The organism is Paractinoplanes ferrugineus, assembly GCF_016862195.1.
Classification (GTDB): Bacteria; Actinomycetota; Actinomycetes; order Mycobacteriales; family Micromonosporaceae; genus Actinoplanes; species Actinoplanes ferrugineus.
The window spans coordinates 40,784-65,345 of sequence record NZ_BOMM01000039.1 but is presented as its reverse complement, the minus strand read 5'-3'; the positions used below and the strand labels follow the sequence as shown (position 1 = coordinate 65,345).

At 69.7% G+C, this 24,562-nt stretch carries 28 protein-coding genes and 1 riboswitch; of the genes, 11 read left to right on the top strand and 17 right to left on the bottom strand.

Annotated elements, in window-relative coordinates:
- Nucleotides 1-33: 33 nt before the first annotated feature.
- From Afe05nite_RS21615 to Afe05nite_RS21600, 4 genes are read right to left on the bottom strand one after another with little or no spacing between them, the layout of a single operon-like run.
- The gene (locus tag Afe05nite_RS21615; RefSeq protein ID WP_203818973.1) at nt 34-867 is read right to left on the bottom strand and encodes a DUF72 domain-containing protein; all 834 of its coding nucleotides are present in this window, start codon (nt 865-867) and stop codon (nt 34-36) included.
- A gap of 4 nt (nt 868-871) precedes the next feature.
- Entirely contained in the window at nt 872-2,086 is a 1,215-nt protein-coding gene (locus tag Afe05nite_RS21610; protein ID WP_369077026.1) for an MFS transporter, read from the bottom strand.
- A 41-nt stretch (nt 2,087-2,127) separates the two neighbouring features.
- On the bottom strand, nt 2,128-2,478 hold the full coding sequence (locus tag Afe05nite_RS21605) for a DoxX family protein (protein ID WP_203818971.1): 351 nt from the start codon (nt 2,476-2,478) through the stop codon (nt 2,128-2,130).
- Between the two features lie 25 nt (nt 2,479-2,503).
- Nucleotides 2,504-2,872, bottom strand: a complete 369-nt coding sequence (locus tag Afe05nite_RS21600) for a VOC family protein (RefSeq protein WP_203818970.1) — start codon at nt 2,870-2,872, stop codon at nt 2,504-2,506.
- Between the two features lie 39 nt (nt 2,873-2,911).
- Between Afe05nite_RS21600 and Afe05nite_RS21595 the strand changes: the two genes are divergently transcribed.
- A complete protein-coding gene (locus Afe05nite_RS21595) occupies nt 2,912-3,520 on the top strand; it encodes a winged helix-turn-helix transcriptional regulator (RefSeq protein ID WP_203818969.1) in 609 nt (202 codons plus the stop codon).
- An 18-nt stretch (nt 3,521-3,538) separates the two neighbouring features.
- Here Afe05nite_RS21595 and Afe05nite_RS21590 read toward each other — a convergent pair whose 3' ends face one another.
- The 6 genes from Afe05nite_RS21590 to Afe05nite_RS21565 all read right to left on the bottom strand — a co-directional run bounded on the left by Afe05nite_RS21590 (nt 3,539) and on the right by Afe05nite_RS21565 (nt 8,876).
- Entirely contained in the window at nt 3,539-3,820 is a 282-nt protein-coding gene (locus tag Afe05nite_RS21590) for a hypothetical protein (RefSeq protein ID WP_203818968.1), read from the bottom strand.
- Nucleotides 3,821-3,891: 71 nt separating this feature from the next.
- Complete coding sequence (locus Afe05nite_RS43910) at nt 3,892-4,089, bottom strand: copper amine oxidase (RefSeq protein WP_239118057.1); 198 nt, start codon at nt 4,087-4,089, stop codon at nt 3,892-3,894.
- A gap of 258 nt (nt 4,090-4,347) precedes the next feature.
- Nucleotides 4,348-5,619, bottom strand: a complete 1,272-nt coding sequence (locus Afe05nite_RS21580; protein ID WP_203818967.1) for a lanthionine synthetase LanC family protein — start codon at nt 5,617-5,619, stop codon at nt 4,348-4,350.
- Nucleotides 5,616-6,017 (bottom strand): nuclear transport factor 2 family protein, encoded by a 402-nt coding sequence (locus Afe05nite_RS21575; protein ID WP_203818966.1) that lies wholly within the window; start codon nt 6,015-6,017, stop codon nt 5,616-5,618. Before Afe05nite_RS21575 ends, Afe05nite_RS21580 begins: the two co-directional genes overlap by 4 nt.
- 94 nt (nt 6,018-6,111) lie before the next feature.
- A complete protein-coding gene (locus Afe05nite_RS21570; RefSeq protein WP_239118056.1) occupies nt 6,112-7,119 on the bottom strand; it encodes an alpha/beta hydrolase in 1,008 nt (335 codons plus the stop codon).
- Between the two features lie 230 nt (nt 7,120-7,349).
- The gene (locus tag Afe05nite_RS21565; RefSeq protein WP_203818965.1) at nt 7,350-8,876 is read right to left on the bottom strand and encodes a Fic family protein; all 1,527 of its coding nucleotides are present in this window, start codon (nt 8,874-8,876) and stop codon (nt 7,350-7,352) included.
- A gap of 420 nt (nt 8,877-9,296) precedes the next feature.
- On the opposite strand from Afe05nite_RS21565, the gene Afe05nite_RS21560 reads away from it, so the two are divergent.
- Complete coding sequence (locus tag Afe05nite_RS21560; protein WP_239118054.1) at nt 9,297-9,998, top strand: hypothetical protein; 702 nt, start codon at nt 9,297-9,299, stop codon at nt 9,996-9,998.
- A 194-nt stretch (nt 9,999-10,192) separates the two neighbouring features.
- Here the strand turns inward: Afe05nite_RS21560 and Afe05nite_RS21555 are convergent, their stop codons facing one another.
- On the bottom strand, nt 10,193-11,686 hold the full coding sequence (locus Afe05nite_RS21555; RefSeq protein ID WP_203818964.1) for a hypothetical protein: 1,494 nt from the start codon (nt 11,684-11,686) through the stop codon (nt 10,193-10,195).
- Between the two features lie 67 nt (nt 11,687-11,753).
- A complete protein-coding gene (locus Afe05nite_RS21550; protein ID WP_203818963.1) occupies nt 11,754-12,896 on the bottom strand; it encodes a site-specific integrase in 1,143 nt (380 codons plus the stop codon).
- Between the two features lie 322 nt (nt 12,897-13,218).
- Here Afe05nite_RS21550 and Afe05nite_RS44615 point away from each other — a divergent pair, with 322 nt between their 5' ends.
- Complete coding sequence (locus tag Afe05nite_RS44615; RefSeq protein ID WP_203818962.1) at nt 13,219-13,431, top strand: Tn3 family transposase; 213 nt, start codon at nt 13,219-13,221, stop codon at nt 13,429-13,431.
- Nucleotides 13,431-13,574 (top strand): Tn3 family transposase, encoded by a 144-nt coding sequence (locus Afe05nite_RS44610; protein ID WP_203818961.1) that lies wholly within the window; start codon nt 13,431-13,433, stop codon nt 13,572-13,574. The genes Afe05nite_RS44615 and Afe05nite_RS44610 overlap by 1 nt, the downstream gene beginning before the upstream one ends.
- Nucleotides 13,575-13,636: 62 nt before the next feature.
- Here Afe05nite_RS44610 and Afe05nite_RS21535 read toward each other — a convergent pair whose 3' ends face one another.
- Nucleotides 13,637-14,626, bottom strand: a complete 990-nt coding sequence (locus tag Afe05nite_RS21535; protein WP_203818960.1) for an ArsR/SmtB family transcription factor — start codon at nt 14,624-14,626, stop codon at nt 13,637-13,639.
- A gap of 67 nt (nt 14,627-14,693) precedes the next feature.
- Here Afe05nite_RS21535 and Afe05nite_RS21530 point away from each other — a divergent pair, with 67 nt between their 5' ends.
- The 3 genes from Afe05nite_RS21530 to murJ are packed head-to-tail and all read left to right on the top strand — an operon-like array spanning nt 14,694 to nt 17,903.
- Nucleotides 14,694-15,902: an MFS transporter gene (locus Afe05nite_RS21530; RefSeq protein ID WP_239118053.1), complete on the top strand. Its 1,209-nt coding sequence runs from the start codon at nt 14,694-14,696 to the stop codon at nt 15,900-15,902.
- Nucleotides 15,850-16,293: a tyrosine-type recombinase/integrase gene (locus Afe05nite_RS21525; RefSeq protein ID WP_239118052.1), complete on the top strand. Its 444-nt coding sequence runs from the start codon at nt 15,850-15,852 to the stop codon at nt 16,291-16,293. Before Afe05nite_RS21530 ends, Afe05nite_RS21525 begins: the two co-directional genes overlap by 53 nt.
- A gap of 47 nt (nt 16,294-16,340) precedes the next feature.
- Nucleotides 16,341-17,903, top strand: coding sequence for a murein biosynthesis integral membrane protein MurJ (murJ, locus tag Afe05nite_RS21520; RefSeq protein ID WP_203819079.1), 1,563 nt, complete (start codon nt 16,341-16,343; stop codon nt 17,901-17,903).
- A 138-nt stretch (nt 17,904-18,041) separates the two neighbouring features.
- Here the strand turns inward: murJ and Afe05nite_RS21515 are convergent, their stop codons facing one another.
- Nucleotides 18,042-18,650: a TetR/AcrR family transcriptional regulator gene (locus Afe05nite_RS21515; protein WP_203818958.1), complete on the bottom strand. Its 609-nt coding sequence runs from the start codon at nt 18,648-18,650 to the stop codon at nt 18,042-18,044.
- 43 nt (nt 18,651-18,693) lie between these two features.
- Here Afe05nite_RS21515 and Afe05nite_RS21510 point away from each other — a divergent pair, with 43 nt between their 5' ends.
- A complete protein-coding gene (locus Afe05nite_RS21510) occupies nt 18,694-19,590 on the top strand; it encodes a Vgb family protein (protein ID WP_203818957.1) in 897 nt (298 codons plus the stop codon).
- A 154-nt stretch (nt 19,591-19,744) separates the two neighbouring features.
- Complete coding sequence (locus Afe05nite_RS21505) at nt 19,745-20,602, top strand: dihydrodipicolinate synthase family protein (protein ID WP_203818956.1); 858 nt, start codon at nt 19,745-19,747, stop codon at nt 20,600-20,602.
- Between the two features lie 22 nt (nt 20,603-20,624).
- Here the strand turns inward: Afe05nite_RS21505 and mycP are convergent, their stop codons facing one another.
- The gene (gene mycP, locus Afe05nite_RS21500; RefSeq protein WP_203818955.1) at nt 20,625-21,824 is read right to left on the bottom strand and encodes a type VII secretion-associated serine protease mycosin; all 1,200 of its coding nucleotides are present in this window, start codon (nt 21,822-21,824) and stop codon (nt 20,625-20,627) included.
- Nucleotides 21,825-21,897: 73 nt separating this feature from the next.
- Nucleotides 21,898-22,042: riboswitch (cobalamin riboswitch) on the top strand.
- 35 nt (nt 22,043-22,077) lie between these two features.
- Here mycP and Afe05nite_RS21495 point away from each other — a divergent pair.
- On the top strand, nt 22,078-22,272 hold the full coding sequence (locus Afe05nite_RS21495) for a CbtB domain-containing protein (protein ID WP_203818954.1): 195 nt from the start codon (nt 22,078-22,080) through the stop codon (nt 22,270-22,272).
- Nucleotides 22,263-23,012, top strand: a complete 750-nt coding sequence (locus Afe05nite_RS21490; protein ID WP_203818953.1) for a CbtA family protein — start codon at nt 22,263-22,265, stop codon at nt 23,010-23,012. Before Afe05nite_RS21495 ends, Afe05nite_RS21490 begins: the two co-directional genes overlap by 10 nt.
- Nucleotides 23,013-23,017: 5 nt before the next feature.
- On the opposite strand, the gene Afe05nite_RS21485 is transcribed toward Afe05nite_RS21490, so the two are convergent.
- Both Afe05nite_RS21485 and Afe05nite_RS21480 read right to left on the bottom strand, forming a co-directional pair.
- Complete coding sequence (locus Afe05nite_RS21485) at nt 23,018-23,761, bottom strand: class I SAM-dependent methyltransferase (protein WP_239118051.1); 744 nt, start codon at nt 23,759-23,761, stop codon at nt 23,018-23,020.
- Between the two features lie 5 nt (nt 23,762-23,766).
- Entirely contained in the window at nt 23,767-24,558 is a 792-nt protein-coding gene (locus Afe05nite_RS21480) for an alpha/beta fold hydrolase (RefSeq protein WP_203818952.1), read from the bottom strand.
- Between the last annotated feature and the right edge of the window lie 4 nt (nt 24,559-24,562).

Here is a 24,562-nt window from a genome sequence, read left to right as displayed (position 1 = left end):
CCGCGCGCCTGACCCCCTTTCCAGGGTCGGCGATCAGAACAGGGTCAGGGGCTGCTCGATCGGTTCGGGGTCGGGCAGCGGCTCGAGTTGCGGCACCAGCGCCCGTACCTCGCTGTGGAAGATGCGGGCCAGGGCGGGCGCGTCGGCGTTGTCGGGGGTGTGCAGGAAGACGGTCGGGGACCGCCCCTCGCGCAGCCATCGGGCGGCCGTGTGCACCCACGGCTGCCAGCCGGCGATGGTCTCGGCGGTGGCGTCGCGGCCCAGGTATCGCACGATCGGGTGCGCCGTCAGTGCGGTGGTGCGGTGCGGCATGCGGGGTTTGCGGGCCCACGCGTCGCGTTCGGCGTCGCTGGTCGGTGGGGTCGCGAAGAACGCCGTGGTGTCGAACGGCACCCACTCGGCCCGCCCGGCCAGGACCTCTTCGAGGGGGCCCGGTTCAGCGAAGAAGCCGGGGTGACGCACCTCGACCGCGTAGCGGTGCTGCGGTGGCAGTTCGTCGAGCAGCCGGGCCAGGGCGGGCAGTTCGCCGGGGCCGAACGAGCCCGGCAGTTGGATCCAGTAGGCGTGCAGACGCGGCCCGAGCGGGGCCATGACCCGCATGAACTGGCTGATCAGCGGCGCCGTCCCGGTCAGCCGGTGCTCGTGGGTGACGGCCTTGGGGAACTTCAGCACGAACCGGAACTCCGGCGGTGTCTGCGCGGCCCAGGACTCGACCGTTTCCGGTGCCGGGGTGGCGTAGAACGTGGTGTTGCCTTCCACGGCGTCGCACCACCGCGCGTACGCCGGAAGCGGTTTGCCCTTGGCCGGGACCATCCGGGCCGTCCAGGCCTTGTGCGACCACATCGCGCATCCCACCGAGAGCCGCATGGGCTCAGATCCTAACTTCCTCCGTGCGGGCGCCGAGAATCTGCTTGCCGCCCAGGGCCGGGGTCGCGAGCGCCGCGATCGCCAGGAACGCGAGGACCACCAGCATGGCGCCGCGCAGCCCGACGTGTTCACCGAGGAAGCCCAGCGCGGGCGGGCCGACCAGGAACGCGAGGTAGCCGACCGTGGCCACCAGGGACACCCGGGCGGTCGGGTTCGGACCGGAGTCCCCGGCGGCGGACAACGCGACCGGGAAACCGAGAGCGGATCCGAGGCCCCACAGCAGTACGGCCGCGGCCGCCGCGATCTGGTTGTCGACCGCGATCACGACGGCCAGGCCGAGGCCGCCGATGACCGCGCTGGCCCCGAGGACCACGGCCCGGCCGAGCCGGTTGAGGAAGTACGTGCCGGTGAACCGGCCGATCGTCATGGCCGCCACGAACACCACGTAGACGCCGGAGCCCAACGCCGGGTCGAGTCCGTGACCGTCCACCATGATCAGCGGCAGCCAGTCGTTGGCGGCGCCCTCGGCCAGGGCCATGCCGAGCACGATCACACCGATCAGCAGCAGCCGCCGGTCGCGCCACACGGCCGGGCCCTTGGTGGTCTGTTCGTGGCGTTCCTCCCGGCCGGTGCCGGCCGGGATCATCCGGATCGCGGCGACCGCGAGCGGAAGGGTGAGCAGGGCCAGGCCGGCCAGGTGTGCCACGACCGGGAAGCGCACCTGGGTGAACACCATGCCGAGGACGGCCCCGACGACGGTGCCGAGGCTGAAGCAGCCGTGCATCATGGGCAGCACCGGCCGGCCGATGACGCGTTCCACGTCGGCGCCGTCGACGTTCATCGCGACCTCGCCGCAGCCGAACCCGAGGCCCAGCAGGAACAGCCCGGCCGCGACGAGCAGGCTCTGCGACAGGGCCGCGCCGAGCCCGACCACCGGGGTGCAGGCGACGATCGTCAGGCTGGCCGCGGTGATCACCGGCTTGGTGCCGAAGCGGGTGACCAGTTTGCCGGAGAACAGGATGCCGATCATCGAGCCGGCCGAGAGCCCGAACAGGACCAGGCCCATCTCGGCGGTGGACGCGCCGAGCAGGTCCCGGATGTCGGGGGTGCGGGTCACCCACGACGACAGTGCCAGCCCCGGGATCAGAAACAGACCGAACAGGGCGAGGCGGCGGCGCGCCGTCAAGCGATCCACGAGGGGGGTCCTTCCGGAGGGCACGGCAAGATACGTACAAACGTACACAGCCTCGGGCCGGTTTGTCAGGACCGATATACCAGCGTCACAGCCAGGGCGATCACCTCCGTGGTGAAGAAGACCGCCCACCCGGCGAGCCGGCGCGAACCGACGCGCAGATGCGCGATCAGCGCACCGGCGAAATAGAGGACCAGGCCGGCCGCCGCGGCGATGCCGAGCGCCGGCACCACCAAGCCGGCCAGCAGGCCGACGGTGCCGGCCGCCAGCAACGAGCCCAGCACCGGCACCCAGGAACGAGGGATGCGCTTCAGGTCGGCCTGCGCCCGGGGATATTCGTGGCCGATCAGGTAGGTGACGGCGGCGCTGCCGGTCAGGACGGCGGCGACGAGGGTGACAGTCAGATAAGCGGTGTGCATGCCACCCGGGACGAGTCGGCCCGGGTCAATGTGACGCCGCGACCCCGACGAGATGGCCTTCGGGGTCGGTGAAGAAGCCGACCGTCAGGGGCGTGTCCGGGTGCTGGTGCGGCCCGGAGAGCCGGGTGCCGCCAAGCCGTTCGGCCTCCCGCAGGGCCTCGTCCACGTCGGGCACCCCGACGTAGAACAGGGTGCGGGCGGCGAAGCCGGGGCCGCCGCCGATCCCGCCGGGGATGCCGGCGCCGGGCTGCACGAAGCCGTAGTTGCCGGGCTCGGACACGGCCTCGGCGGCGTTGCCGACGTCGAAGCTCCAGCCGAACAGGGCGGCGTAGTAGTCGCGCAGGGCGGCCGGGTCCGCGCCGATGACCTCGAAATGCACAACCGGACGGGACATCTCTCCTCCTTGGTTGTTAAAAACAACTAGCATCATGGCATGCCGACCAGCCGCCGCTATGGAGATGCCTGTCCGATCGCGCGGGCGCTCGACGTCGTGGGTGAGCGGTGGGCGCTGCTCGTCGTCCGCGAGCTGCTGCTCGGGCCGCTGCGCTTCGCCGATCTGCGGCGCGCGCTGCCCGGCGCGAGCTCCAACATGCTCACCGACCGGCTGCGGGAACTGGAGACCAACGGCGTGCTGGTCCGGCGGCGGCCGGCCGCGCCGGCGGCCGCCACGGGGTACGAGCTGACCGACACCGGCCGCCGGCTCGAGCCGGTCCTGGACGCCCTCGGCGCGTTCGGATCCACGCTGCCCGCGACCGGAGCGCACCTGAGCGCCACGTCGGTACTGCTCTACCTGCGCGGCTCCGGGCGCCCCCGGGCCGCGGGCACCTACCGGCTGGAACTCGACGACCGGGTCTTCACGGTCCGGTCGCACGACGGCCGGGTGGTGGTCGTGCCGGGCGAGCCGGGGACAGCCGACGCCTCGTTGCGCACCGACCCGGTCACCTTCAACGCCCTGCTCGCCGACCCCGATGCACTGCCCGGCCTCGTCGCCGGCGGGTCCGCGGCCGCCACCGGAGCCGTCGATCGGCTGCTGGCGGGCTGAGGGACGGCCGGCGCGGGACTACTTCTCGTCGTCCGGGACGAACCCGGCCTCGCCGCCGTCGGCGAGCACGGCGACGCCGGGCAACGCCGACGTCTGCCGGGTCCACAGCCACAGCGCCGCGTCCACGGCGGCATGCGGGTCGGCGCCCTCGAAACCGTCCGGGTTGTCCCAGCCGGCGTCGATGGCCGCCTCGATCAGCTGCTGCGCGTCGGTGACGGCCAGCCGGGCCCGCCGGGACAGTTCGACGACGGTCGGCCCCGCGGGAACCGGCGCGTCGACGCCGGTGTGTTCGATCGGCACGTGTCCCATGAAAGCCCGATTCCCGCGTTGCGGTGGCCGTTTCGCGGGATTCGGCGCCCGAAAGTGTGCCGTCACGGCCGCCCGTTGACGCTCGAGCGGGCGCTCGGTGCGAGCGGGTTGGTGGCGGTCAGGTCGCGGGGCATCAGGTCGAACCCCTGCCAGTGCACGTGCATCGGGCTCTGGTCCTCGTCGCGGGGCAGGTGGTGGAAGCCGATCCGGACCCACAGCACCGGTTCGGTGAGGGTCTCGCCGTTCACGTGATCAGCCACCGGGCGGCCCACGCACTGCGGGTCGAGTTGACCGAGGCGAACTTCTCGCACGCACGGGCCCGGGTGACGCTCAGGACGGGCGCCGTCGGGCCGGCCGGGCGGTGATCCGGCCGTCGTCGCCGGAGCGGTACCCGGTGCCGTACTCGTACCAGCCGACCTTCGGCACGGTCCGCAGCACCAGATCGACGGATATCCTCCATCGAGGACGAATGTCGTTAGGCAATTGACCGTGGGCGTGCTGGAACGCACGCAAACTGATCACCGGCTGCGGGGCGTGGCTTGCGGGTGGTCGGGCCACGGCACGGCGTACGCGGGATCGGCTCCGGACGTGATCCGGGCGAACCGCAACAGTTCCCGGACGATGCCGGCGTTGCCCATCGCCCACCCGGCGTGCGGCTCCAGCGTGCTCGGGGTGGCCCGATGCTCGTGATTCGACCAGCGCACCCCGGCGGCGTCGACGCTTGCCCGGCTGCTCAGATCGTCGACCAGTACCCGGGCGAAGCCGAGCGGCTCCCCCTGTTCGACGTGCCGGTCGCAGGCCAGCGCCAGGACCCCCGCGGTCCCGCAGCACCGGCCGTTGTTGTCCCAGAAACCCGGCCGGACCCGACGCGGCAGGCCACTGCCGGTGACCGTGTGCCAGCACCGGTCGGCCAGGACGCTCCAGGCGGGATCCCCGGTGAGCGCCCCGAGCAGCCGGAAGACCTGCGCGTCACCGGCCGGGCCGTTGCACCAGCCGTAGCTGTACCGCTCGATCAGGTCGGGCCGGTGCGGCGGGTCGGAGTGCGGGACGAGGAAACCGGCCGGCCCGGCCTCGTCGCGCGACACCACGTCGGCGGCTCCCTGCCGGGCCAGGGCGATCAGGTCGTCGCGGCCCGCCGCGACGCCCACGGCGGCCAGGGCGTACACGATGCCCAGCGTGCCGTGCGCCAGGTGATGCGAACGCGCCGGGCTCGGGCGCACCGCCCAGTTCACTCCGCCGTCAGTCGGGTCCGCCGTGGCCAGATAGGGCTGCACGGCCAGGACGGCGAGGTCGAGGTCGCCGGCGTGCAACGCCCCCAGCGCGATGCCGGCGTTGCCGAAGAGCAGCTCGAACATCGGACCCCAGCGCCACCCGTCGAAACGCGACCGCACCCGGTCCAGCGCCCGGGTCGCCGCCCGGTCGGCGGCCGGATCGCCGAGCCGCGCATGCACCGCCCGCAGCGCCACGGCCGTACCGGTCAGGCCGAAGTACAGCGAACAGTCCTGCTCGCCCCCACTCCCGCCGCCACTCCCGCCGCCGTCCTCGCCGCCTTTCTCGACGGAGGCGGCCAGCACCGCGGCGCCACGCCGGGCGGCGTCGCCGTACCGGTCCGCACCGAAGTGGTGCTGAGCCTCCAGCAGGGCGAGCACGATTCCCGCGCCGCCGCCGTACAGCGAGTGGTCCGCCGCCTCGCCGGCCGCGGCGCCGGCCCCGATCATCCAGTCCAGGGCGCCCGCGGCCAGAGTCTCCACGTCCTCGCTCGGCATGCCCAGCTCGCCGCCTTCCGTCACGGCTGCAGCGGCGTGCGGCGCGGAAGCACCTTGCGGTACGCGATGCGCCAGCCCGCCGCCTCCCGGCGTACGACGTCCTCGTAGACCACGCTGCCCACCCCGCCGGTGACGGAGACCCCGATGCCTTTCGACCGCACCCGCACCGTGCCGTCCGGGTCCTCGGTGACGCGGATGTTCGTGACGTGATGGCCGATCGGGTTGGCGTCCCCCAGCGCCAGACCGGCTTCGCTGATCGCCGCGTATCCGCGCAGCTCTCCGAACCCGAACGCGGACACGTCGTAGATCACGTCGGCGCAGAACAGCTCGCCCATCCGGTCGAACTCGCCGTCGTCCATCAGGTGACCGTGCAACGAGATCAGCTCATGCACCGCGAGCCTGTCCTGCACCGACAACGCCATGGCGCACCTCCTCGGCCCATCCTGCTCGAGGCTTCCCGACCGTCTTCGGCGGGGTCACGGATGACTTGGCAGACGCCGTCGATGGTGTGGATCCTCACCCCGCGGCCGGCCGCGGGGTGAGGATGCGGGTGGTCCAGTCGGCCAGGGCTGCGGTGGCGGTCCGGGACAGGGTGGCGTGCGGCATCATCGTGGTGAAGCCGTGGAAGGCGCCGGGCCAGACGTGCAGTTCGGCGTGGACGCCGGCGGCCCAGAGCTTGCTGGCATAGGCGACCGTCTCGTCGCGGAAGACTTCGGCGCTGCCGCAGTCGAGGTAGGTCGGGGGCAGGCCGGACAGGTCGTCGGCCCGCGCCGGTGCGGCGAAGACGGACACGTCGCCGCCGCCGCGCCGGTCGCCGAGATAGGCGTTCCAGGCGAAGCGGGTCAGAGCGCGGTCGGCCACGCCGACCCCGTCGATCTGCTGTGTCGAGATGGTGGAGTCGCTGTCGTCAAGCATGGGTGACACCAGGATCTGGCTCATGATGGCGGGGCCGTTGCGGTCGCGGGCCAGCAGGGCGGTGCCGGCCGCCAGGCCGCCGCCCGCGCTCTGCCCGACGAGCACGATGCGTTCGGGGTCGATGCCCAGGGTGTCGGCGTGCGATGCGGTCCAGGCCAGGCCCGCGTAGCAGTCCTCGACCGGGTAGGGGTCGGGATGCTCCGGGGCCAGGCGGTAGTCGACGCTGATCAGGACGACGTCATGGGTGAGCAGCCAGTCGTCGTACGAGTCGAGGTTGCCCAGGTAGTGCCCGAACATCATGCCGCCGCCGTGGATGGTGTAGAAGCAGGCGGCGGGCTCACCGGTGCGTCCGGCCCGCTGGATGACCGCGAGGTCGATGGGGTCGCCGAGATGGCCGGGAACGCTGACGGTACGGCGTTGCAGTCCGCGGGCTCGCAGGTTCTCGTCGAGCTGCGCCTCGCTGATCTCCAGGGCCCGCATCCGGGGCAGCATCTCGGTGGTGAGCTCGAACGGGCCGCGTTGCTGCATCGCGGTCAGGAAGGTGGCCAGTTCGGGATCGAACGGCGGGCGGGCGATGGTCTCGGCCATGGCTGAGGCAGTGGTGGTCACCTACACTATGTTAAGTGACTAAGTTAAGTCACACAAGCAAGTGAGGGCCGAATGTCCCGTACCGATCCGAGAGGTGGGCCACAGACACGGGCGCGGATCTCGCAGGCCGCGACCCGGTAGTTCCTGGAGCGGGGGTTCGACGAGGTCACCGTGACCGCCGTGGCGCGGCTGGCCGGCGTGACGGTGTTCAAGGACTTGCTTGCCATCAAGCTGGCCCGCGGGTCCGGATTTCAGCGATAGTTGTCGAAGTTGAAGTCATCAAGCGGTACGCGACTCGTCCGCCGGTTTCTGAGCGGCTTTCTGACTAGTCCGTAGTCGGCCTTCGCGGTTCCCATGCGGAAGTCTTCGGCGAGTTGCTCGGCGACGATGCTCGCCGCATCGGCGGGGGTGAAGTGATCGGTGCGCCCTGAGCCGAAACGTACGTAAACACCATCGATGGGGTCGGGGCGGACGATTACCTCCGAGATTCGGCCCATCAACCGGCGGTATACGTGCCTGGACCACGGCGAAGGACCGTACCTGAGGAACGACAGGACAGGCTCGCCTTCGCTGTACCGTGTGGAGTGCTGAACTTTGTCGATGAGTAGGTATACGCGGCAACGTTCGTATCGCTCTTCGTTGCCGATACCTCCGGTAACGACACCTTCCCCGGAGGAGCCGTTCGAGATGCGCTGGTAGCTTTCTTGCCCGAGGATGACGTCTCCGGGTAAACGGAGGTGGAGATCGCGGAGCCGAAGCTCGGCTCCGAGGTTTAGAAGCCAGGACTGTAAAGTCCGGTGCCACCTTTGGTAGACGCTCAGTGAGCGCTCAGCTATCTCGTCCTCGAACAGTTTGAGCGCGAAGTCCGGGTTGCGCATGTCCGCGATAGCGCGTTTCTGGATACGCAGGAAGACGCCGATAAGGGGCGCGAGGTCTCCACCTTGATCGCTGATGGCGAGAGCGTTGATGTATTCGGTGCGGTCCGCCGCGTTCTGGACAATCAGCGGCGGTAGGGCCTGAGAGCCCACTACGATATTGGCGAGCAGACGCGACACCCGTCCATTGCCATCGTCGAACGGATGGATGTGTGCAAGCCAGGCGTGCACCGTGGCAGCGATCACCACAGCGGGTAGCTTCTGATTCCGGACGGTTTCGCCGAGCCAGTCGACCAGTGCCGACATCGCGCCCGGTGTATCCGCTGGCGTCAACGGAACGTGATCGGCGCCAGAGATTTGATTGAGCCACACTTTGTAGCGGCCTGCAGAGTAGTGATTGCCCATGATCAAGCGATGCATGTCGCGGATGTCGATTTCCACGATCGGTCGGTCATGGAACCCTTGAAGGATGTCGTCGGCGAAAAGCTTGCCGCCGTGCAATCCCAGCACGTCCAGCGTGCGCTGGTCGGTGTCCAGCGCCCTGACTACGGCATAGCGGTTAAGTGCGTTTTGAATGTCGGCGGCATCTTTACTTTCCAGAATGTCCTTGGTAGCGGATAAATGTTGCGGCCCAAGGCCCTCGACTCGGTTGCTCTCGTGCAATTCCTGAACGCGACGGTTGCGCTTGAGCCAGCCGCCACGAACATCTCGGGCGAGTCTATGGTGAGCGCCGATCGCCTCGGCGGTCACCATCTGAATTTCACTCAACAACGTTCGGATTGTCTGTTCGCTGACTTGCGAGGGAACTGAGTAGGGCGAGTTGCGCAGCCCGTCCTGAAGATCCCGGTCAGTCCATACCGCCCGATATTCGATCGACATGCCGTTCCCCAATGCCGGCAGCAAGTCCCGCAGTGTCGCCCATCAAGGTGTCTGATCATTGCCGACACGCCGGAGGAGCGCAAAAGCTATTCCCTCAGGTCTCGTACGCATCGATAGACGGTGGATGAGCACACTGGCGATTCCTGTCCGGAGCCCGACGGCTTCCAAGGCTCAGGACACAAGTGCAAGCCAGCCCGCCGACCAGAGCTCACGCTGAGCAGCCGCACCGTCAGGGGCAGACGTTGCCGATGCCGCCAGGCCCCAAGCGATCGGCCTAGCTCGACACCACGGCACTTCCGTAATGTGTTCACATCGATACCGTCCGTGATGGTCACGGGTGGGCCGTCACCCCCGTCGCGGAAGGACATCTTGTCGCCCATGGGCTACCAACCACCTCACGGCCTGCAACTCGTCTACGACCCGAACAATGGTTCCTGTCACTTCGTGCTCTACAGCGAGCCTCCCGGGATCGGGCCAGGGATCGCGCTCAACGGCGGGAAGATCCTGACGATCGACAAAACCACCGACGGAAAGGCCGTCACGGCTGGAAGCCCGTACGCCGAGGAGTGGGTGCAGCGGCTCGAGCCCTGCGCCCCTGACGCGCTGCACGTCGCCTTGGTCGGCTCCAAGGACGCGGCCGCCCTGTGGCATCCCTGCGTCTACGACGATCCGCAGTCGCCTGTCGCTATCGCCGGTGACGGCTGTGTCTGCTGGCAGACCTTCCACGACCCGGTGACCTGGATGCCGGTTGCGGCGAATCACTTCCGCACGGTCAGCGGCAACCACGAGAACTGGCGCTACCACACCTGCTCGCCGCTAGGCTTCCCGGATGGGGAACGCCTGGCCTCACTGATCATTGACGGCGGTCAGATCTGGATACGCAACCAGGACGGCACATTGCACTTCCTGCCCGAGGCGTACGGAGCGGGTTACGGCACCGGCTACGGTGGCGGCGGACCGACCGAGCTTGCCCGCATGATCGAGAAGATCGTGCAGCAGGACGGCTACGACATCACACCCGGCACAGCCTCCGGCATGCCAGACCGTAAGATCCTGGCCTGGGTCAGCAGCCCGGCGGCAAAGCACCGCCAGGAGTTGAGCCTCGATCAGCTCAAGCGACTACGCCGTACCGGCATGATCACCTGAACGGTCATCTTGCGGAGGGCACCGACTCGTCCGGCCAGGCCGAACGACAGTCGCAGGGCCCGCGCGGTTTGAGCGAGACGAGTTAGTGACCGGCACTGAGCGGATGGCCTGATGGTCACCCGCCGCGGTCGGCACTGCGTGTGCGCTGGCGGAGGCAACCATAGAAGCGATGTGCTGCCGCAGAGTGCTGACTGTCAGGCTCTTCCAGCAGCCTCCGCACCGCCATTGCGGATCGGCAGCCGGTTGAATGCTTCTTCCAGCAACGGGTTGCGATCACCAGGAACGCTGTAATTCTGCAACGCCGTACCGAGCTCCCACGTCTGACGTTCGTCGCCGGCCGCCAGGATCTCTTGCAGGATGGCGGAGACAGATCGGCGTTGACCAATGCTGATGAGATGCTCGATGTCGCGCAACGGCGCTACCAGGGTCGGCAGTGCCGGGGTGGGCAGGAACGTCCGTCCGAGGCTGTTGGCGAAATACCACGGGTCGAGCGTTGCGACCAAGCCGATGAAAGGGCGGTCGGTCGGGATGTCCGCGAACTCGGGCGCCTTGGCCCGGATCTTGTCGAGGGTCCGGCCGAGCTGGCTGAACGCTTCACCCAGCGTTTTGCCGTAGGCGTCCTGCACCGTGATGTCGGCGGCGCGGGCTGCCAGCGGAGACCGGGTCGCCTTGGTCTCTATCAGCAGCACCAAGTCGTCGAACACCACGAACCAGTCAGTGCTCGCTACCTGCTGTTTGCGCTCGCGGTACATGATCTCGGGATACACCTGAGCGTCCGGTACGGTCGCGAACTGCCGTCCGACGTAGTCCTCATGCAGATAGCCCAGCTCACGAGTGAACGACGTCCCCCATCGGGCGAGGCCCACGTAGTAGAGCTCCAACGGGGTGAGCCGCCGCGGAATGAGGTGGCGGACCGGCGCGATAAGCCGACCGTCAGACAGCCGCACGAACGGTCGTGACGTCAGCGGGTTGAAAGCGTATCGGTCCAGGTGCGGCAGCGGTGTCCGTTGCTCAGCCACGGCGTTCTCCTGCCGGAACTCCGCCATGGTCTGCGCGAACACCGCATGGATGACGGCCAAGATCTCGTCCCGCGGCAGCACGGTGAGCAGTTCGGCGAACTGCGGCTGGTCGAGCCAGGCCGGGTCGAAAAAGCCGCTGTTGTGTTCCGCCGAGGCGGCCAGCATCACCACGATCCCCGTCGCCGTGACCGTCGGGGCGCCGACGAGGTGCGTCATCGCCTCCTTCGGGTTCACCTCCAGGTGCCTGTCGCCGGCGTAGTCGTCGAAGAAGGCCACCGGTCGCGCGAGTTCGGCCAGACCGTGCTCCTGGTAGGGGAACTGTTCATAGAGGGTCCGCGCCATGATCGCGAAGGGTGAATTGAGCTCGGAGTGTTCGAGTTCCTCGGGAACGAGGTTCTCGTGCATCTGGCATGCCGTCACGATGTGCTGCTCTCGCGGCTGGGCCGACCGATACGCGTTGCCGTGGAGGATGGACGCTTTCGCAACGGCGGCCAGCGCCCAGGGCGGCGTCTGCTGGAAAAGCAGCGTGCTGCGGTCGTCGGAGGACAGCCGCAGCGGTACCCGTAGAGACCGCTGCGCGACGGCCTTGAGCAGCGCCTCCTGATGAAAACGCCGCACGAACGAGTTGAACTCCTCGTAGGTGTATTCGCGAGCTGAACTTCCGGTCACCAGCAAAGGCTCCCACATGCCAGCAAGCCGTTAAGCTGGGAAAACTCTCCCTACACGCGAGAAGCCTTCACCTGCCGGAGGCGTCAGAGCCCGACCCTGCGAGAGGGTTGGCCTGCCAGCGGTCGACGTCGTCGATGTAGCCGAGCAGCGTGGCGGAGCCGTCCTTCCAGCCGCCGGCACGGGCGATGCGCAGCGGGTCGGCACCGGTCCGGTAGGTCTCGGTGGCGAAGCCGCGCCGTAGCGAGTGCCCGGACCAGGCCGCCTTCGGGTCCAGACCGGCGGCGGTGGCGGTGCGGGCGACGATCAGAGCAACGGCCTGGCCGGTGAGCCGGCCGTCGGCGCTGCCGCGGCCGGTGGGTGTGCGGCCGAGTCCGCCATGCCGGTCGATGCGCACGAACAGTGGGCCTGAGCTACGGTAATAGTCGGCGAGCGCGGCCAGCCAGGCTTGGGCGGTGCGCACCGGGCAGGTCACCGAATGCGCGCCGTACGGCAGGGCGGCGGTCCGTCCGCGGGAGTCCCGGTCGGTCTTGGAGGTGCGGATCTCGACCTGCACGCCTTCGGCGGTGAAGCTCAGGTCGGCGATATCAAGGGCGGCCAGTTCGCTGCGGCGGGCGCCGAGGGCAAAGCCGATTACCAGCAGCGCAGTGTCGCGGATGCCGATCAGGCTGTTGCGGTCCAGGGCGTCGGTCATGGCCCGCAGCGCGGCAATGGTGACCGGGGCGGCCTTGCGAACGCGCACGCCCGTGCCGGTGGTGGCCCGGTCGCGGCGGTAGCTGCGCAGCACCTGCCGTGGGCCTTCGGTCCGCAAGCCGCCGGCACCGGCGGCGCGGTGCGCGGCAGTGATCGCGGCGAGAGCCCGCTCGATGCTGGCCGGCGCGCGGTCGGCGTCGGCCAGGGCGCTGACGTATTCAGTGACGATCGCGTGCAGATCGCCATGCCGCTCGAGCAACTGCCGCATCGCGTCGGCGAGCCGCTCGTCGTTAGAACGGTCCGCAACGCCGAGCAGGTTCCGGCCGGTACACCAGGAGAGGAACCGGCGCAGGTCGCCCGTGTAGGCGCGGCGAGTGCTTTCGGGCATCGCCCGGCGCAGCCGGTCCCGGGTGCTCGCCGACAACTTCACCGCGCCAGCATCCGAAGAGCCAGCGACGGCCGGAACGTGTGCGGCGTTCGCTTTCGGCGCGTCGGGATTCTGTATCACGGTAAGGAACATTATCGGGAATCAGCCCCGCCCCGCCTCGCCGGCGCTCCATATCCCGACGGCACGAGCCCGACATGTGACCGCCCGGTCACTGACGTTCCATGGCGCAACCGCTGACGCTTGGTGGCGTTCCTACTGACATTCAGCGGCGCAAACCACTGACGACCTGGTGGCGCTCAACACTTACCCTCCAGCGCTTGCTCCGCCATGCCTGCGGTACCGCCGGAGCGACCATAAGAGTCATTATGGTGCAGCGAGCATTATGTCCGTTTTCTAATTATCAGATTGCCGGTAATAGCAATACGATAATTACTGGACGGCACTTCCGGAACCAATGGTCAAGTACGCCACGGCCCGACGTTTGGGCACGGCGGAGAGTGAGCAGGTGCTGCGCCGGTTCACCCGCGGCGGCCCGAAACACCCCACCTTCGCCGCCCTCGAAGAACTCGGCCGGGTAATCCGCACGATCTTCGCCTGCGAATACGGCTCGTCCTACGACCTGCGCCGGGAGATCCACGAAGGCCTTCACACGTCAACACCGCGCTGATGCAGGTGATTCTCGCCGAGCCGGAATCGGCGGCGCGGATGACCGACGCCGACCGGCGGGCGCTGACCCCGCTGTTCTGGACCCACGTCAACCTGTACGGCCGGTTCGACCTGGACATGGACACCGGTGACGTAGCCGAATAGCCGTCCTCACTACAGCGGGCGCACCGGGTGCGCTTCCGTCCGCCGACCCCGGGGTGGCCGAATCAGGAGCCACCCGGAGTCGGGTGGACAGCCTCTTGCTGATGGAGTAGTCGGCCGGCCAGGGCATCGCCCAGCGACGTGCGCTCGTAGTACACCGCCCGGCCGCTGCGCCTCCCGAAGACCGCCCCGGCATCGCGCAGCGTCGCGAGGTGTCCCGACACGGTGCCGAGCGACACCCCGAGCATCACCGCGAGCTGTGACGGTGTGGTCGGATCCTCCAGCGTGGCGAGGATGCGTGCCCGGCCTTGCCCGATGAGCCGGGCGACGCCTTCCTCAGCGAGGTGCAGTTGCTCCAGGGCTCCTCGGGCGGGGTAGACCAGGGCGAACCGGGGTGGCGACTCGCACATCCACTGCCCGACGGTCCCGGTGTGCGGCACCAGCACGAGCCCGTGGTCACCGATGGGCAGGTCCGCGTGGGTCTGGGTGGAGAACAGGATCGCGTCCGGGCCCGCCCACCGGATCTTGCCGATGCCGCTGATGGCCTGCCGCCAGCCGTGGGCCGCGAGCACGCCCGCCCGGTGCCGGATGTCGCGTTCCATGACCGCCCGCCGGCGCGGCCAGTCCGGCTCGACGAACCACTGCCAGCCGCGGGCGAACACCGCCGCGGCGCAGGTGGTGATCCCGTCGGCGTCGGCCCAGGCGATGCTGCTGGTCATCCAGGCGAACCGGCGGGACTCAGCAATCGTGGCTCTCGCCTCGCTGTCGGCAACGGCGCGCATCTGTGCCAGTTCGTCGGCGATGCGGGTCGTCATCGACGACGGCGGGATGGCCACGAAGTCGGGCAGGAACTTTGTGGCCGACACCAGCCGCAGCAGACCGGCCGCAAACGGATCGCCGTCGAGCCACCCCGCCAACACCTGGGCCTGCGGGCTGGGCCGGCCGCCGTCAAGCTCGCGGCGCAGCACGATCAGCCGGCTCAGCGTCTCGGCCAGCGGAGAGAGCGCGAACCGGCTGGCACGCAGGGCGTCGGGGCCTAGACGGAGCAAGGTCATGCGCCGACCTTGCGGCATCTGCCGCAAGAGTTCAAACCCGCGGTGGTACGCGACCAGGATGACCGCCGTGACAACCGATCTCTCCACCGACCTGGTACGGCAGCTGCTGCACGGCCGGTTCGGGTGGTTCTTCGCCGGCCGGACCATCGACATGTTCGGCAGTTCCATGACCACGGTCGCGTTGTCGCTGGCCGTGTTGCAGGCATCCGGCCAGGCGACCGACCTGGGCATCGTGCTCGCCGCCAACGTCGTGCCGATGCTCGCTCTACTGCTGCTCGGCGGGGTACTGGCCGACCGGATGAGCCGCCGTTCATTGCTGATCGCCGCCAACACCGTCAGCGCGGCCGCCATCGGGGGCGTCGCGGTCATGCTGTTCACCGACCGTTACCACCTACCAGTGATCGCAGCGCTCTCGCTGGTGGCCGGAGCTGCCAGTGCCTTCGCGTCACCGGCACTGCGCGGCATCGTGCCCGACCTCGTCGCCGAGACCGACCTGCAGCGAGCCAACGCGCTTCTGGCCAGCAGCGGCCACGCCGTGCGTATCATCGCGCCGACTGCGGCCGGTCTGCTCACTGCCACAGCCGGCGGAGGCTGGGCGCTGGCCGTGGACGCGGGCAGCTATCTGCTGACGTCGGTGCTCTTCCTACGGCTGCCGGCCATCAGCCGGATGCCGGTCGCAGTCCCAGGGATAGGCCGTGAGCTTCTGGCGGGATGGCGGATCTTCCGGTCGCTGCACTGGGTGGTGCTGGCCAGCGTGTCGTTCGCGGTGGTCAACGCGGTCAACGTCGGCCCGTGGAACGTGCTGGGCCCGATGCTGGTGTCCGCAAACGGTGGCCCGCTCGGCTGGGGTGCGGTGTTGTCGGTCCGCGCAGCGGGGCTGCTGCTGATGAGCATCGTGGCAGTGCGACTGGTGTTCCGACGGCCACTGCGTACCGGACGGTTGTTCGGCGTCCTGCCAGCGTTGCCACTGCTGGCGCTGGGGTTCACCGGCGAACCGTGGATCGTGGCAGCGGCGGCATTCGCCGGTGGCCTTGGCTTCACGATCTCGGCCATCACCTGGGATACCGCCCTGCAGACGCGGGTGCCGCGGGAGGCGCTGTCGCGGGTGTCGGCGTTCGACGATCTGTTCTCGTTCATCGCGATCCCACTGTCACAGCTGGCCACCGGACCACTCGCCGCCGCACTGGGCGCGGGCCAGTTGGCCCTGCTGTGCGGCGTGGCCTATGCCATCGCGGCCCTGGTGCCGCTGCTCAGCAGGGAAACGCGCCAGGGATGACGACGGCGGCCCACTGTCCTACGACGCCGCCCGACACCGCTGGACCCGCTACCGCACCACCGCCGGGGTAGACCTCGACATCCACCAGCTACGCCACAGCCACGCCACCGCACTGATCAACGCCGGCGTCTCCATCGAAGCCGTGCGCCGCCGACTCGGGCCACGCCTCACCGAAACCACCCAGCTGTACGCGCTGCTCAACGACGAGGTCGCCGCCGACGAGATCCGCGCCGCTCGGCGCCGTGCTCGGGCACGAGACTGGCCGCCCCGAAGTCTATGGGGCGGCCGCCCCATCCCAACCTGCCAGCCAAGATCTCCTACCTTGCGGCTCGCCGTAGCTTCGGGAGGCCCGGCCTTGGATTCCGGTGCCGGAGGCGCTGATGCGCTATGAAGGTCGACATGACGCAAGGAACCTCGGTCGGTCGGGCGGGCCGCGGCATGGCGGTGGCGACATCGGCGTCACGGGCCGTCGGCTTCGCACGGCTGGTGGTGTTGGCCTCCGCCCTGGGTCTGGGTGGCCGGCTGTTGGACAGCTACAACGTGGCGAACACGCTGCCCAACGCCGTTTACGAGCTTGTCGTCGGGGGTGCGATGGCCAGCGTGGTGGTGCCGCTGCTCGCCCGGGCGGCGCTGACCGAACCCGATAACGGGGTGGTGTACGCCCAGCGGTTGCTGTCGCTGATGGTCTACGGCCTCGGCATGGTTTCGGTGGTGGCCATGGTGTCGGCGCCGTGGCTGGTCGAGGTGTACACCCCCGGCTTCACCGGCGAGCAGCGTGAGTTGGCGGTCGTGTTCAGCCGCTTCTTCCTGCCGCAGATCCTGTTCTACGGCGTCAGTGCCACCGCCGGCGCCGTGCTCAACATCCGGGGCAGGTTCGCCGCCCCGATGTGGGCGCCGCTGGCCAACAGCCTGATCGTGATCGCCGTCGGCTTGGTCTACTTGCTGATCGGTGGCGCGACGAGCATCGCGTCGATGACACCTGCGCACCTGCTGCTGCTTGCGGTCGGCACCACCGCGGGCGTGTTCGCCCAGATGGCCCTGGTGGTGTGGGCGCTGGCCCGCAGTGGCTTCGCGGTGCGGCCCCGGCTCGACCCCCGCGGTATCGGTATCCGCCGGATCGGCCGACTCGGCGGCTGGGTACTCGTGTCCGTCGTGGCTGCCCAGGTGCTGCTCGCGGCCGCCACCCGGGCGGCGTCGATCAGTGGGCCGGGCGGAATCAGCGCATATCAGAACGCGTTCGCGGTGTTCCAGATGCCGTTCGCGGTGATCGCCCTGTCGGTGATGACCGCGATGCTGCCCCGGCTCAGTCGCCACGCCGCCCGCCTTGATCATCGGCAGATCACCGAGGATCTGTCCCGGGCCGTCCGGCTCGCCGTCGTGGCCCTCGCCCCGATCGCCGTGGCGATGCTCGTCCTCGGCCCGCAGATCGCCACCTTGCTGTTCGCCTACGGGCGTAGCTCACCGACAGCAATCGGGTTGCTCGGCGCGGTGGTGGCGGCTTTCGGGGTGGCCCTGGTGCCGTTCACCGGCTACATGATCCTGCAACGCGGTTTCTACGCACTGCAGGACACCAGGACCCCCGCGCTGATCACCACCGCGGTGACCGTCGTGGGTGTGGCCGGCTGTCTCGCCGTGACCTGGCTTCTGCCCCGCGCGGACATCGTCGTCGGGATCCCGCTGGCCTACGCGGTCGCCTACACCGTGGGCCTCATCGCGACCGCCGCGGTTCTGCGCCGCCGGCTCGGCCGCATCGACGGCCACCGGCTGCTGCGCACCCACGCGCGAGTGGCCGTCGCTGCCGGGATCGCCGGCAGTTGCGGCGCCGTCACCGCTTACGCGCTGACCCCCTTGACCGGCGCCGGTCTCAGCGCGGCGCTCGTCACGCTCAGCACCGCGGGTCTCGTAGGCACCGCCGTCTACGCCGCGGTCGCCCGCCTGGTACGCCTCACCGAACTTCAGCAACTCGTGGCCGCCACCTTCGCCGGTATCCGAACCGGCTGACAAAGCCACACCTGGGACACGTGCGCACGCCGAACGGCTCGGCCAGGTCGGCGTGGGTGCGGTCGCCGACCTGGCGGGCCTCCGCATCTGCGGGCCGGTGGCCTGCCGCTGCAGGTGCGGTGTAGCCGTCGAGGGGGTTTAGGAGCGGACGGCCGCTGCGGCGAGGCCTACTCGGGCGCAGCGTTCGGCGATGTCCTGCGGCACCGGGGAGCGCAGGAGGACGAGCTCGTAGAAGATCGGTGCGCTGGAAGCGATCAGCACATGTCGCGCGTCGATGTCCTCCCTGGCCTCACCTCGGCGGACGGCTCGGTCGACGGCCACGGCAGCGCGGGCGTAGCGGTCCTCCCAGAAGGATCGCAGCGCCTGGGCGGCGGTCGGTGAGCGGAACGACGCCGCGACGAGTGCTCGGGTGATCGATGGCTCCTCCGTCAGGGCGGCGACGATCTGGCGGTTGATGGCCACCAGGTCGGCCAGCAAGGAGCCGGTGTCCGGCGGTTCCCACGGGTGTTCGCGGGCGGCGTCGAGGGAGTCGGCGAGGAGCCCGCCGGTGTCGCGCCAGCGGCGGTAGACGGTGGTGCGATGGACTCCCGAGCGCGCGGCGACGGCGTCCATGGTCACGGCGTCGTATCCGCCTTCCAGCAGCAGTGACGCGACGGCGTCGAGTACGCGTTCGCGGGTGCGGGCGGTTCGGCCACCGGGCCGGGTTTCGCCGGGGGACGCGGAAGGGACTTGCGTACCTGACTCCATGTAGCTAATGCTACATCCGTAGCCTTAAGTGAGGAGAGAGCTGATGCCACCGCTGTGCCGTGAGGTGGTCCTGCCGTCCGGTTGGGCTCCGTACGCCGTGATCGGGGACGCCGCCGGGGCTTTGTGGCTGACGATCCTGACTCCCCCGGGTCTCGCGCGGTTCACGCCGGCCGAGACTTCGGTCGGCGGTGAGACCGGTCCCGCGTTCCGGCGCGAGGGTCTTCCCCGCGGTGACGGCCGTCCGATGCTGCTGGCCGTCGCCGCCGACGGCGCGCTCTGGTGCACCCGCACCGACGATCGGCTGAGCCGACGAGACGTCGCCGGCGACCACAGGGTGATCGACCTGGCACCCGGATCAGCGCCCTACGGCATAGCCGCCGCACCTGACGGTGGAGTCTGGTTCACCGCACCGGGCCTCAACCAGATCGGCCGGGTGGTCATCGCGTCGGGCGACGTGACCCTGCTCGACCTGCCTGTCCCCGAGGCGCGGGCGGCGATGCTCACCGTCGACGTCGCCGGCCGGCCGTGGGTTGCGCTCAACGCCGCCGGTGCCCTCGCCTACGTGCACGACGGTGCGGTACGGATCGTCGAACTACCCGGGGGCCGGGCACCCGCCGCGCCGGTCGGCGTCGCCGCCTCCGCGGCGGGGATCTGGTACGCCGACATCGCCGGCGGCTGCGTCGGTCGGGTCGACCCGACCGGCTCGGTGGAGAAGATCAGCTTCGCCGACGCCGCCTGCCGGCCGCACGCCGTCGCGGCCGACACCGACGGCGGATGCTGGGTCACCCTGTGGGGCTCGGCCCAACTGGCCCGGATCACCGCCGACGGGAACGTGACCCTGCACCAGTTGCCCGGGCGGGAGCCGCACGGATTATGGGTCGAGGACCGCCTGGTGTGGGTGGCGATGGAGACCGGTTCCCTGGTCGCGGTCGAGAAGTGAGTGCGGCGCGCACGCCGTTCCGCGCAGTCCGGGAACGTTGCGCACAGTGGCCGGACCCAGGGGTGGCGGCCGGGACCGCTCCTTGAAGCAGCGCTTAACTGTCCGCCAGCACAACTAACTGGACGTGAACCCTCCATGGCCGGATCGTGAGGTCATGCTCCTGACCGGCCTGCACCTCCCGATGATCACCCCGTTCGACGAGTCCGGGGCGGTGGCGTTCGCCGCCCTCGAGTCCCTCGCCCACCGGGTGCTGGGCGACGGCGCGACCGGCCTGGTCGCCCTCGGCACCACCGGCGAGCCGGGCTCCCTGACCCCGGACGAGCGCCGCGGCGTCGTCGACCTGCTCGCCGCGGTCTGCCACGAGCACGGCGCCCCGTTGACCGTGGGCGCCAACACCGCCGACGAACTGCGCGCCCTCGCCGGCCGGCCCGCCGTGGTGGCCGCGCTGACCCTGGTCCCGCCGTTTCTGCGACCCGGCGAGGACGGTGTCACCGCCCACCTGTCGGCGCTGGCCGCGGTTTCCCCGGTTCCGCTGATCGTCTACCACGTGCCGTACCGCACCGCCCAGCCGTTGTCGGTGCGGACCCTGACCCGCCTCGCCGCCGTCGACGGGATAGCCGGCGTCAAACTGGCCACCGGAGCGATCGACGCCGACGTGGTGGCCCTGCTGGCCGCCCCGCCCCCGGGTTTCGCCGTCCTCGGCGGGGACGACCAGCTCATCTCCCCGTTGCTGGCCCTGGGCGCGCACGGCGCGATCCTCGCCTCCGCGCACCTCGCCACCGCCGACTTCGTCGCGCTGCTGACCGCCTGGCAACAGGGCGACGTCACCCGGGCCCGCCGGTCGGGTCACCGCCTGTCCCAGCTGTCGGCCGCCCTGTTCGCCGAACCCAACCCCGCTGTGGTCAAGGCCGTCCTGCACGCCGAGAACCACATTCCCACCCCCGCCGTACGCCTGCCGCTGCTGCCCGCCGCGACGGAGTCCACCGCCGAGGTGTTACGCCTGCTGGGCTAGGCAACCGCCGGGTGGCGACAGGTCAGCGCGGGCCCGGCGCCGCCGGGCGCCAGCCGCGCCGGCGGCCCTGCCGGACGACGATCGCGGCGCCACCGATCAGCAGGACAGCACCCGCCCCGATCGCGGCGAACCACACCGCCGCGCGATGCGACTCCGCGCGCCGCGCCGCCCGCGCCTCGGCGACCGGATCAACGGCCCGCACCACCACCGGCGCGGCCGGGGCATGCCCGGCCAGCCCCAACGTCTCGGTCAGCGCCCGGTACGGGTTGAGCACCCCCGCCCCGTACTCGTCGCTGCGCGCCCCACCCGGCGCCGGATCGGCGGTGGCCTGCAACCGGCGCAACACCTCGTCCGGGGACAGCCTGCCGAACCGCTGCAGGATCAGCGCCGCCGTCGCCGACACGAACGGGGTGGAAAAACTGGTGCCCTGCACATTGTCATGACCGGAACCCCGGGCGGCGACCGTCACCGGCTTACCGAACGCCACCAGATCGACATAGTCACCACGCTGGGAGAAATCCGCCCGCACCCCGTCGGAACCGATCGCGCCGACCCCGATGACACCCTCGTCATCGGCCGGGAACGGGGTCGGATTGCCGTCCGTGGCATGGTTACCCACCGCGGCGACCACCACCACACCCTTGTCGTGGGCCCGCCGCACCGCGGCCGACACCTTCCCGTCGTCGTCCGACATGACCAGCGAGAGATTGATCACCTGGACCTTGCCGACGTCGACCGCCCAGGTGATCGCCTCCGCGAACCGGGTCGGCGAACCACGGTCACCGACCGCCTTGCCCTCGACCTCCTCCTGCTCACTGATCCGCACCGGCACGATCGTCACGTCCGGGGCCAGCCCCTGGAAACCGGTCTCGGCGACCGGCCGCGCAGCGATCACACTCGCCACGGCCGTGCCGTGACCGACACAGTCCTGCCGGCCGTCCGGATCGCCGTGCAGAAAATCCCGGCCCGCCGCCACGCGCCCGCTGAGCTGCGGATGACCCGCGTCCACCCCGGAATCGATCACCGCGACCCGGATGCCCTTACCGGTGGCGAACTGGGCCAGCCGCTTCGGCGCGTAGACCTGATCCTCGACCGGCACACCCTTGAACACCGCCGCCTTACCCGGCAACGACTGACACACGTTCGCCGCCCACGCCGCCGGGGCCGGCAGCACCACCAGCACGGCCGGCACCGCCACCGCCGCCAGCACCCTGCGAACCATCGTCGCCCTCCCCGTTCAGCGATTCCCGTGGATGCTACCGAGAAGCAGCGACCCGAGCGGCCCAGCCCGGTTGTGCCCGACGACGCCGCCCGGTTAGGTTGTGGGCACCAACCTGCGGCGTCGTGAGGGAAACCGGTGAAAGTCCGGTGCGGTCGCGCCACTGTGAACGGGAGCCCGCTCCCGTGAGTCAGGACACTCACCCGTCGCAGCCTGCACAACGGGACGCGCCATCCCGCAAGGAGGTTCTCGCACCATGCCCAAAGCCCAGACGATCACCACGCCTGTCGTCTCGCCGCGCCTGCTCTGGACGGCCCTCGCCGTGGTCGCCCTGATGCTGCTCATCACCTACCTGGTCGCCTTCGACCAGGGCGCGGTGTCCCGCAGCGGAATGTACCTCCACGAACTCATGCACGACGGCCGGCACCTGCTCGGTGTCCCGTGCCACTGAACGGCCCCGCCAAAAGCTACGGCGCCCTGCTGATCCGAGGCCTGCTCGCCGGCCTCATCGCCGGACTCCTCGCGGGCGTGTTCGCCTACACCGTCGGTGAACCCAAGGTCGACGCGGCCATCGCCATCGAGGAAGCCAACGCCCACGCCACCGGCGACGACGGCCACCACGCCGACGAACTCGTCAGCCGCGACGGCCAAAAAGGTGGCCTGTTCCTCGCCACCGCACTGTACGGCGCGGCCATGGGCGGACTGCTCGCCACCGCGTACACAGTGCTGCGCCGCCGCCTGCGCACCCCCAGCGACACCCGCGCCGCCCTCGGCCTCGCCGGGGCGGCCCTGCTCGGCATCGTCCTCGTGCCCTACCTGAAATACCCGCCCAACCCACCCGCGGTCGGCAACCCCGACACCATCGACCAGCGCACCATCAGCTACCTGGCGATCGTCGTGATCGGCCTGGTCGCCGTCTGGGCCGCGGTCGTCGCCGCCCGCACCCAGCACGACCAATGGCGCCAAGCCCTCGCCGCCACCGCCGGTTTCCTCGTCGTGGTCACCGTCGGCTACGTCCTGCTGCCCACGATCGACGAAGTGCCCGGCACCTTCCCGGCCGACCTGCTGTGGAACTTCCGGATCGCCTCACTCGGCACCCAGGCCGTCATGTGGTCGGCCCTCGGCCTCGCCTTCGCGGCCCTGGCCACCCGCCCGGTCCGCGAGCAGACACGCGAAACCGTCACCGTCTGACCTGATCACGGCAACCGCCGGGTTGCCGTGATCAGCAGGACATGCTTACGCACCCGGAACACCCCCTCGGCGGCGATCCGCTCCCCGACCACCCGCCGCACCACAGCGACCCGCTCCTCGGTCAACGGCACCTCGCACATGCTGCCCAGATAAGCGACCACCGGCTCCACCGACGGGATCTCCAACACATCCGGGTAGTCCTGCACCCGGACGTCGTCGAAAACCGCACCCACCAGAGCCGGACCGGTCACCTCCGTGACCTCGCTGTGCGTACCCATCCCCGTACCCAGATCCTTGAGCTCGGCCATGTGCCGCCGCCCGTTCGTCGCCACCGCGAGCCGGCCACCCGGGCGCAACACCCGCGCGAACTCCCGCAGCACCGCCGCCGGATCATCAACGTGATAAAGCATGTGATTGGCGACGACCGTGTCGAAACCGCCGTCGGCGAACGGCAACGCCCCCGCCTCACAACGCCGCACCACCGCCCCCGCGACGCCGGCCAACCGCGCGCACATCACCGCCGACACATCCGTCAACGTCAGATCCACCTGCTCGTGCGGCACCGTCGACCACAACCGGCCGGTACCCGCACCCACCTCCAGCACCCGCCCCGACAACGGCAACCGCTCAGCCAACCACGAATACCAGTCCTGCGGATTGGTGCCGAACTCATGCACCGCCATCCGCGCCGTCAAATTACCCGTCGTATCCGCATACTGCTGCTCGGCCCGCGCCGACGGAGTCGTCATGACCCCTACCCTAGGAACTCCGCACACGCCGGCCCCAGAACCGCCGCCTTCACCATGTGCGTCTGCCCCGGCAACGTCCGATAACCAGCCTTCGGCAACACCGCACTGAACGCCCTCGCCGCATTACGCATGTACTCCGGGCTCTTCCCGCCGTCCAGAACCAGCACCGGCACCCCGACATCGGCCCACCGCCGCGAATCCAACGGCACCCCACGCCCGGTATCCCCGAGAATCCGCAAATCGTACGGCAGGGTATGCGCCACCGCCGTGAGCCGTTTCCACGCCGGCATCAACGGCATGACCGCCACCACGAACCGCGGCACCCCCACATGAACCAAGAACTTCTTCACCGCCCCCGCCCGGTCACCCGCCGCCAGAAGCGCCTCCATGTCCTCGATGAACGACGCCTCCCGCGGCGCCCGCGAACCGTCGACGATGAACGGCGGCTCATACAGCGCCAACCCGGTGATCCCCGGCAACCTCGCAGCCGCATCAGCGGCCAGCACCGCACCCGAGGAAACCCCCACGACAACGGCCGAACCCCCGGCCACCGCCAGCACCGCCGCCAAATCATCCACCTCGGCCCGCGCCGACCACGGCAAACCCGCACCACTGGCCCCACGACCCCGCCGGTCGTACAGATAAACGGTGAAACGATCGGACAACGCGGCCGCCATCGACCGGGCCGGCCCATTGTCCCGATAACACATCGCCCCATCGACGAAAATCAGCGCCGGACCAGACCCCGACGTCTCATAACCGATGACAGTGCCGTCAGCAGTCGCGACAGAAGACATCTCA

What these genes read in the sequence shown, in the direction of transcription:
- Afe05nite_RS21515 (WP_203818958.1), bottom strand. Translation starts at nt 18,650, where the DNA reads ATGGAGTCAGGTACGCAAGTCCCTTCCGCGTCCCCCGGCGAAACCCGG.
- Afe05nite_RS21510 (WP_203818957.1), top strand. Translation starts at nt 18,694, where the DNA reads ATGCCACCGCTGTGCCGTGAGGTGGTCCTGCCGTCCGGTTGGGCTCCG.
- Afe05nite_RS21575 (WP_203818966.1), bottom strand. Translation starts at nt 6,017, where the DNA reads ATGGCGTTGTCGGTGCAGGACAGGCTCGCGGTGCATGAGCTGATCTCG.
- Afe05nite_RS21525 (WP_239118052.1), top strand. Translation starts at nt 15,850, where the DNA reads ATGCCATCGCGGCCCTGGTGCCGCTGCTCAGCAGGGAAACGCGCCAGG.
- murJ (WP_203819079.1), top strand. Translation starts at nt 16,341, where the DNA reads ATGGCGGTGGCGACATCGGCGTCACGGGCCGTCGGCTTCGCACGGCTG.
- Afe05nite_RS21615 (WP_203818973.1), bottom strand. Translation starts at nt 867, where the DNA reads ATGCGGCTCTCGGTGGGATGCGCGATGTGGTCGCACAAGGCCTGGACG.
- Afe05nite_RS21600 (WP_203818970.1), bottom strand. Translation starts at nt 2,872, where the DNA reads ATGTCCCGTCCGGTTGTGCATTTCGAGGTCATCGGCGCGGACCCGGCC.
- Afe05nite_RS21505 (WP_203818956.1), top strand. Translation starts at nt 19,745, where the DNA reads ATGCTCCTGACCGGCCTGCACCTCCCGATGATCACCCCGTTCGACGAG.
- Afe05nite_RS21480 (WP_203818952.1), bottom strand. Translation starts at nt 24,558, where the DNA reads ATGTCTTCTGTCGCGACTGCTGACGGCACTGTCATCGGTTATGAGACG.
- Afe05nite_RS21550 (WP_203818963.1), bottom strand. Translation starts at nt 12,896, where the DNA reads ATGTTCCTTACCGTGATACAGAATCCCGACGCGCCGAAAGCGAACGCC.
- Afe05nite_RS21495 (WP_203818954.1), top strand. Translation starts at nt 22,078, where the DNA reads ATGCCCAAAGCCCAGACGATCACCACGCCTGTCGTCTCGCCGCGCCTG.
- Afe05nite_RS21485 (WP_239118051.1), bottom strand. Translation starts at nt 23,761, where the DNA reads ATGACGACTCCGTCGGCGCGGGCCGAGCAGCAGTATGCGGATACGACG.
- Afe05nite_RS44615 (WP_203818962.1), top strand. Translation starts at nt 13,219, where the DNA reads ATGGTCAAGTACGCCACGGCCCGACGTTTGGGCACGGCGGAGAGTGAG.
- Afe05nite_RS21535 (WP_203818960.1), bottom strand. Translation starts at nt 14,626, where the DNA reads ATGACCTTGCTCCGTCTAGGCCCCGACGCCCTGCGTGCCAGCCGGTTC.
- Afe05nite_RS21595 (WP_203818969.1), top strand. Translation starts at nt 2,912, where the DNA reads ATGCCGACCAGCCGCCGCTATGGAGATGCCTGTCCGATCGCGCGGGCG.
- Afe05nite_RS44610 (WP_203818961.1), top strand. Translation starts at nt 13,431, where the DNA reads ATGCAGGTGATTCTCGCCGAGCCGGAATCGGCGGCGCGGATGACCGAC.
- mycP (WP_203818955.1), bottom strand. Translation starts at nt 21,824, where the DNA reads ATGGTTCGCAGGGTGCTGGCGGCGGTGGCGGTGCCGGCCGTGCTGGTG.
- Afe05nite_RS21605 (WP_203818971.1), bottom strand. Translation starts at nt 2,478, where the DNA reads ATGCACACCGCTTATCTGACTGTCACCCTCGTCGCCGCCGTCCTGACC.